The organism is Puniceibacterium confluentis, assembly GCF_007923445.1.
Lineage (GTDB): Bacteria > Pseudomonadota > Alphaproteobacteria > Rhodobacterales > Rhodobacteraceae > Puniceibacterium > Puniceibacterium confluentis.
On record NZ_VOJI01000130.1, the window covers coordinates 1 to 529 of the forward strand.

Here is a 529-nt window from a genome sequence, read left to right on the forward strand (position 1 = left end):
AAGCGCGGAAAGCATCTAAGCGTGAAGCCCCCCTCAAGATGAGATTTCCCAATATGTAAGACCCCTTGAAGACGACGAGGTAGATAGGTTGGGGGTGGAAGTGCAGTAATGCATGGAGCTGACCAATACTAATCGGTCGAGGGCTTATCCTAAAGATAAGACGCAATGAGTTTCGGATCCAGTTTTCAGGGTGTAAGTTCAGTATATCATCAGCTCAAGTAGCTGAAGTTACACGGACAAACACACAGCATTTGGCGATGCTGATTCCTGAAAAAGAATTTACACCGTAAATTCATGTTTGGTGGCGATAGCGGAGGGGTTCCACACGTACCCATCCCGAACACGACCGTTAAGCCCTCCAGCGCCGATGGTACTTGGACCGCAGGGTCCTGGGAGAGTAGGACGCCGCCAAGCGAGTTTTATAATTATTATTCCCTGATAGCTCAGTTGGTAGAGCACAACCTTGCCAAGGTTGGGGTCGCGGGTCCGAGTCCCGTTTTCCGCTCACACATTTTGAAACAAAAGAGAG

Annotated in this window: 2 rRNA genes; both read left to right on the plus strand. The window is 49.3% G+C overall.

Features of this window, described 5'->3' with window-relative positions:
* Positions 1–152: ribosomal RNA gene (locus tag FOY53_RS24315) — 23S ribosomal RNA — on the plus strand; the annotation flags it as partial.
* 145 nt (positions 153–297) lie between these two features.
* Positions 298–414 (plus strand): 5S ribosomal RNA (gene rrf, locus FOY53_RS24320).
* The last annotated feature ends 115 nt before the right edge of the window (positions 415–529 follow it).